The organism is Brevundimonas sp. EAKA (assembly GCF_000698025.1).
Classification (GTDB): domain Bacteria; phylum Pseudomonadota; class Alphaproteobacteria; order Caulobacterales; family Caulobacteraceae; genus Brevundimonas; species Brevundimonas mediterranea_A.
This window is the reverse complement of sequence record NZ_JMQR01000175.1, coordinates 1-5,071: the sequence shown is the minus strand read 5'-3', so window position 1 is coordinate 5,071 and position 5,071 is coordinate 1. Positions and strand designations below refer to the sequence as shown.

Sequence of the window (5,071 nt, the reverse complement as noted above, 5' to 3'; positions counted from 1 at the left end):
GGGGCGGATCGACATGGGGCTTCCTCCGGAAATCCGGACCGCCCTGGGGGGAGGCGGGGCCGGAAATGATCGTGGACCGGTCGCGGGGGTGCGACGATCCACTTATCGCACGAGCGACAACGCGACTTCCACGGTCAAGGTTGCGCCCTCTGGACCGGGAACCGACAAAGCGCGAAAGAAGCGCGAGAAAATTCGTCGGGCGATCACCCGGCGGCAGAGTGGAATCCGATCATGACCGTCACCTTCGCCGATATCCAGGCTGCTCAGGGCCGAATCGCCGGTCAGGTGGACCGCACCCCCACCCGCCATTCCCGCAAGCTGTCGCAGCTGACCGGGGCCGAGGTCTGGGTGAAGTTCGACAATCTGCACTTCACCGGCAGCTTCAAGGAGCGCGGGGCGTTGAACCGGCTGCTGATGCTGACGCCGGAAGAGCGCAAGCGCGGGGTGGTGGCGGCCAGCGCCGGGAACCACGCCCAGGCCCTGGCCTATCATGGCGGACGGCTGGGGGTGCCGGTGACCATCGTGATGCCGGAGGGGACCCCCTTCGCCAAGATCAACGGCACCCGGTCCCACGGGGCCACGGTGGTGATCGAGGGGCTGGACTTCACCGGCTCGACCGAGGCCGCCAAACGGCTGGAGGCGGAGAAGGGCTATGTCTTCGTCTCGGCCTTCGACGACGAGGGGATCGTGGCGGGCCAGGGGGTCTGCGCCATCGAGTTCCTGGAGGACGCGCCGGATCTGGAGGCCCTGCTGATCCCCATCGGCGGGGGCGGGCTGATCGCCGGCTGCGCCATCGCGGCCAAGGCGATGAAACCGGACATTAAGGTGTTCGGGGTCGAGGCGGCGCGCTATCCGTCCTTCACGGCCCGGCGAGCCGGCAAGCCCCCGGTCTGCACCGGCCAGACCATCGCCGAGGGCATCGCCATCAAGGCGGTGGGCGACATCCCCTTCGCCCTGGCGAACCCCTTGGTGGACGAGGTCTTCGTCTGTGAGGAGGCGGACTTCGAACGGGCGGTGGCCTCTTACGTCACCTATGAGAAGACGGTGGCGGAGGGAGCAGGCGCCGGCGGTCTGGCGGCCCTGCTGGCCTATCCCGAGCGGTTCAAGGGGATGAAGGTCGGGCTGGAGCTGTGCGGCGGCAATATCGATGCGCGGATGCTGGCCGTGGTGCTGAATCGCGAGATGGTCCGTGAACGGAGGTTGCTGGTCTACCGCATCCTGGGCGACGACCGGCCGGGCATGTTGTCGGCCATGGCGGCGGTGATCGGGGGCCTGGGCGGCAATATCATCGACGTGGTCCACAATCGTCTGGCGCTGGACGTGCCGGCCAAGGGCGCGGAGTTCGACATCATGGTCGAAACGCGCGATAGCGCCCACGCCGACGAGATCGGCGAGGCCTTGAAGGAACGCGGCTATGAACTTCGGATGGGGTAGGGCGGCCGTCGTCGCCGTTCTGATGCTGGTCGGCTGTGGCCGGTCGGAACCGGTCGATCCGAACGCCGGCAAGGCGGAAGCCGCCGCTTTCATGGAGAAGAACGCCAAGGAAGAAGGGGTCCAGACCCTGGCCAGCGGGCTGCAGTACCGGGTGGTCCAGGCGGGTCCGGCGGGCGGCGTCAGCCCGGACCGTAATGACCTGGTCAAGGTCGATTACGAGGGCAAGCGGGTCGACGACACCGTGTTCGACAGCTCGTTCGCGCGCGGGGCGCCGGCGGTGTTCACGCCCGAGACCGTGGTGCCCGGCTGGACCGAGGCCCTGCAGAAGATGCACGTCGGCGACGAGTGGATCCTGTTCGTGCCGCCGGCGCTGGGCTACGGCGAACAGAGCAGCCCCAAGATCCCGGCGAACTCGGTGCTGATCTTCCGGCTGAAGCTGCTGGACGTGGCCAAGGTTCCGGGCGGCGGATCCGGCGCAGGGACGGCGATGGGGTGATCCCCGTCTTCTGCGCGAGGCCGCTTGCGCAGAATTAGGCGCTCAGGCCATGCCATTCGCGCAGAACCTGGGGGTCGGTCTCTTTCGTCGCCTGACGCAGGACGGCGAAGTCGGCGGGGGCCATCAGACGCGACAGGGCCCAGACGGCGGCGCCGCGCACCAGGGGGGCGGGGTCGCTGAGCAGGGCTTGCGTCGGGGCGATCAGGGTCGGGTCGTTGGAATTGCCGACCGCATAGAGGACGTTCCTCAGGAATCGGTCGCGGCCGATCCGCTTGACCGGGCTCTTGGTGAACAGGGCGCGGAAGGCGGCGTCGTCCAGCGCCAGCAGGTCGGCCAGGCGCGGGCTGTTGAAGGCGGGGCGGGGCGCCAGCCGGATTTCGCGGGCTTCCTGGGCGAACTTGTTCCACGGACAGACGGCCAGACAGTCGTCGCAGCCATAGATGCGCGAGCCGGTCAGGGTGCGGAACTCGACCGGCCAGGGATCGGCGAACTCGATGGTCAGGTAGGACAGGCAGCGCCGGGCGTCGAGCTGGAACGGGGCGGGGAAGGCCTTGGTCGGACAGGCGTCCAGACAGGCGGTGCAACGGCCGCAGTGTTCGGTCTCGGCCGCGTCCGGTTCGATCTCGGCGGCGGTCAGGATCGTGCCCAGGAACAGCCAGTTGCCGTGGGTGCGGCTGAGCAGATTGGTGTGTTTGCCCTGCCAGCCCAGTCCGGCGCGCTGGGCCAGGGGCTTTTCCATCAGGGGGGCGGTGTCGACGAAGACCTTGATGTCGGCGCCGTTGCGGGCCGCGATCTGGCCCGCCAGCTGTTTCAGCCGACCCTTGATAACCTCGTGATAGTCGTCGCCCCGCGCATAGACCGAGATATAGGCGGCGGAACGGTCGGCCAACTGGTCCAGCGGATTGTCGTCGGGGCCGTAGTTCATGCCCAGGACGATGGCGGTTTTCGCCTCGTCCCACATGGCGGTGGGGTGCTGGCGGCGGTCCAGCGTCGTTTCCATCCATTCCATGTCGCCGTGCCGGCCTTCGTCCACGAAATGACGCAGCCGCTCGCCCGCCGGCCAGGCGTCGGCCGCCGAGGCGAAGCGGCAGACATCGAAGCCGAGCTCGGCCGCGCGCTGGCGGATGAAGGTTTTCAGGCGATCGGACACGGGGCGGGGGATAGCATAGTTTTCTCCCTCCCCCGCAGGGGGAGGGAGAGTCGAGTCTATGCGGCCTCGCCGTCTAGCAACTCCAGAATCTGGCCCTGGATGTCCGTGGGCCACGGCGCGATCAGGGCGGCGAGCCGGTCGCGGTCGCCGGCGAACAGGGCGCGGCTGGCCTCTTCGAAATCGGGGGCGTCGCCGGCCATCTCGACCATGAACCCATAGGCGGCCTCGGTGCGGCGACGTCGCGCGTCGCCGTCCGCGCCGGTCTTGCGGGCCTGGTCCACCAGACGACGCAGGACGGCCGAGGCGCCGCCGGGCTGGGCCGCCAGCCAGTCCCAATGGCGAGGTAGAAGCGTGACTTCGCGTGCGGCGACGCCCAGGCGCGGACGGCCGCGCCTGGGAGCCGGAGCTGGTTCTGCCTCGCGGAGGTCCAGGTCGACCGGGCGGCCGGTCGCCAGATCGAACACGCGCAGCGCGGCTTGAGGCGAGGCCGCCAGGGCCTTGCGGAAAGCGGCCACGACAGCGGCGTCCGAGCCTCTGGCGATGCGGTTGGGGCCGTCGAACAGCACCAGATCGCGATCTTCGTCGCTCATGTATTTACCCGGATAAAATTAGCTGTCATGTTTATACCCGGATAAATAAGAGAGCGCCATGACCCAGACAAATCGCAAGACTCTGATCGCCGCATACAAGGAGCGGCCGACCATCGCCGGGGTCTATGCCGTGATCTGCAGCGCGACGGGCCAGGTCTGGGTCGGCAAGAGCCGCCACATCGACACCGAACAGAACGGGCTGTGGTTCGCGCTGCGCCATGGCGGCAGCCCGTACCGGTCATTGCAGGCGGCGTGGAAGGCGCACGCGCCCGAGGATTTCCGCTTCGAGCAGCTGGATCGCTTGCCGGAGGATATCTCGGACCTTCGTCGCAAGGACGAACTGGTCAGCCGGGCGAAGCTGTGGATCGCGCGGTTGGGTGCGGAGGCGTTGTAAGGGCGGCGGTGCGCTTGTGCTCTGCCGGCCCCACCCGGTCGCTGCGCGACCGCCCTCCCCCGTGGGGGAGGGAGAGGCGGTGGTAGGCTTCAGAAATCCAGGTCCGCATACCAGGCTGAGGGCGGCACGCCGACGAACCTGTCCGCCAGCAGGGGGCGGAAGCAGGGACGGGATTTGAGTTTGGAGTACCAGGTCTTCAGCGACGGCCAGTTGGCCCACTGGATCTCGCCGAAATAGTCGAGCACCGACAGGTGTGCGGCGGCGATCAGGTCGGCCTGGCTGAGGCGGCGGCCGGCCAGCCAGTCGCGGGCGGCGACCAGGTCTTCCAGCATGGCGAGGTGGGATTTCAGGGCGTCGCGGCCGTGGCGCAGGGCGCGGGCCTCGGGCGGGCCCAGTTTGAGCAGGGGTTTCTCCATCCGCTCATGCAGCAGGACGGCGTCGACTTCATCGGTGAACCGGCGCTCGAACCAGCCGGTCAGGCGGCGCGCCTCGGCCCGTTCGGCGGGGTCGGCGGACAGAAGCAGGGGGGCCTTCTGCTGATCCTCGATCCAGCCCAGGACGGCGGGCAGTTCGCACAGGGTCAGGGGGCGGCCGCGATCCGTGGTCTGGACGACAGGCGGCAGGCCCGAGGGGTTGAAGTCGTTGACCGGACAGTCGTCCTCCCACGGACGGACCGGGGTGTCGGTCCATTCGATACGCGCCTCGCCCAGAGCCAGGCGCGCGGCGCGCGAGGCGGGCTGGAAGGCGAAATGGAACAGGACGGTGGACTCGGACATCGCCGCTTGATGCGCCGACACCCGTTAATGTCCATTTACCGGATCGCGATCAGGACAGGATCAGGACCAGGGGCCTTTGGGCGGGGTGGTCGTGGGGGCGGCGGTGCGTGGTTCGGCGTCAGCTGTCGATTCCGACGCACCGGGTGCGGCGAGCGGCGGCGTGTCGGCAGAGGGCGGGCAGACCCGGCCGCGCGGATCGGCGTGAATCAGGATGTCGGCGGCGGGGAAGTG

The 5,071-nt window shown here is 68.5% G+C and carries 6 protein-coding genes; 3 read left to right on the top strand and 3 right to left on the bottom strand.

Annotation, left to right across the window (positions count from 1 at the left end):
- Positions 1 to 231: 231 nt before the first annotated feature.
- On the top strand, positions 232 to 1,434 hold the full coding sequence (locus ER13_RS16060) for a threonine ammonia-lyase (RefSeq protein WP_035310878.1): 1,203 nt from the start codon (positions 232 to 234) through the stop codon (positions 1,432 to 1,434).
- Positions 1,415 to 1,930, top strand: coding sequence for an FKBP-type peptidyl-prolyl cis-trans isomerase (locus ER13_RS16055; RefSeq protein WP_008262311.1), 516 nt, complete (start codon positions 1,415 to 1,417; stop codon positions 1,928 to 1,930). The genes ER13_RS16060 and ER13_RS16055 overlap by 20 nt, the downstream gene beginning before the upstream one ends.
- Before the next feature lie 34 nt (positions 1,931 to 1,964).
- On the opposite strand, the gene queG is transcribed toward ER13_RS16055, so the two are convergent.
- Complete coding sequence (gene queG / locus ER13_RS16050; RefSeq protein ID WP_008261519.1) at positions 1,965 to 3,080, bottom strand: tRNA epoxyqueuosine(34) reductase QueG; 1,116 nt, start codon at positions 3,078 to 3,080, stop codon at positions 1,965 to 1,967.
- Between the two features lie 56 nt (positions 3,081 to 3,136).
- Positions 3,137 to 3,670: a DUF2239 family protein gene (locus tag ER13_RS16045; protein ID WP_008260572.1), complete on the bottom strand. Its 534-nt coding sequence runs from the start codon at positions 3,668 to 3,670 to the stop codon at positions 3,137 to 3,139.
- Between the two features lie 58 nt (positions 3,671 to 3,728).
- On the opposite strand from ER13_RS16045, the gene ER13_RS16040 reads away from it, so the two are divergent.
- Entirely contained in the window at positions 3,729 to 4,064 is a 336-nt protein-coding gene (locus ER13_RS16040) for a GIY-YIG nuclease family protein (protein WP_035310876.1), read from the top strand.
- A gap of 89 nt (positions 4,065 to 4,153) precedes the next feature.
- Here ER13_RS16040 and ER13_RS16035 read toward each other — a convergent pair whose 3' ends face one another.
- Positions 4,154 to 4,840 (bottom strand): glutathione S-transferase family protein, encoded by a 687-nt coding sequence (locus ER13_RS16035; protein WP_008263197.1) that lies wholly within the window; start codon positions 4,838 to 4,840, stop codon positions 4,154 to 4,156.
- Between the last annotated feature and the right edge of the window lie 231 nt (positions 4,841 to 5,071).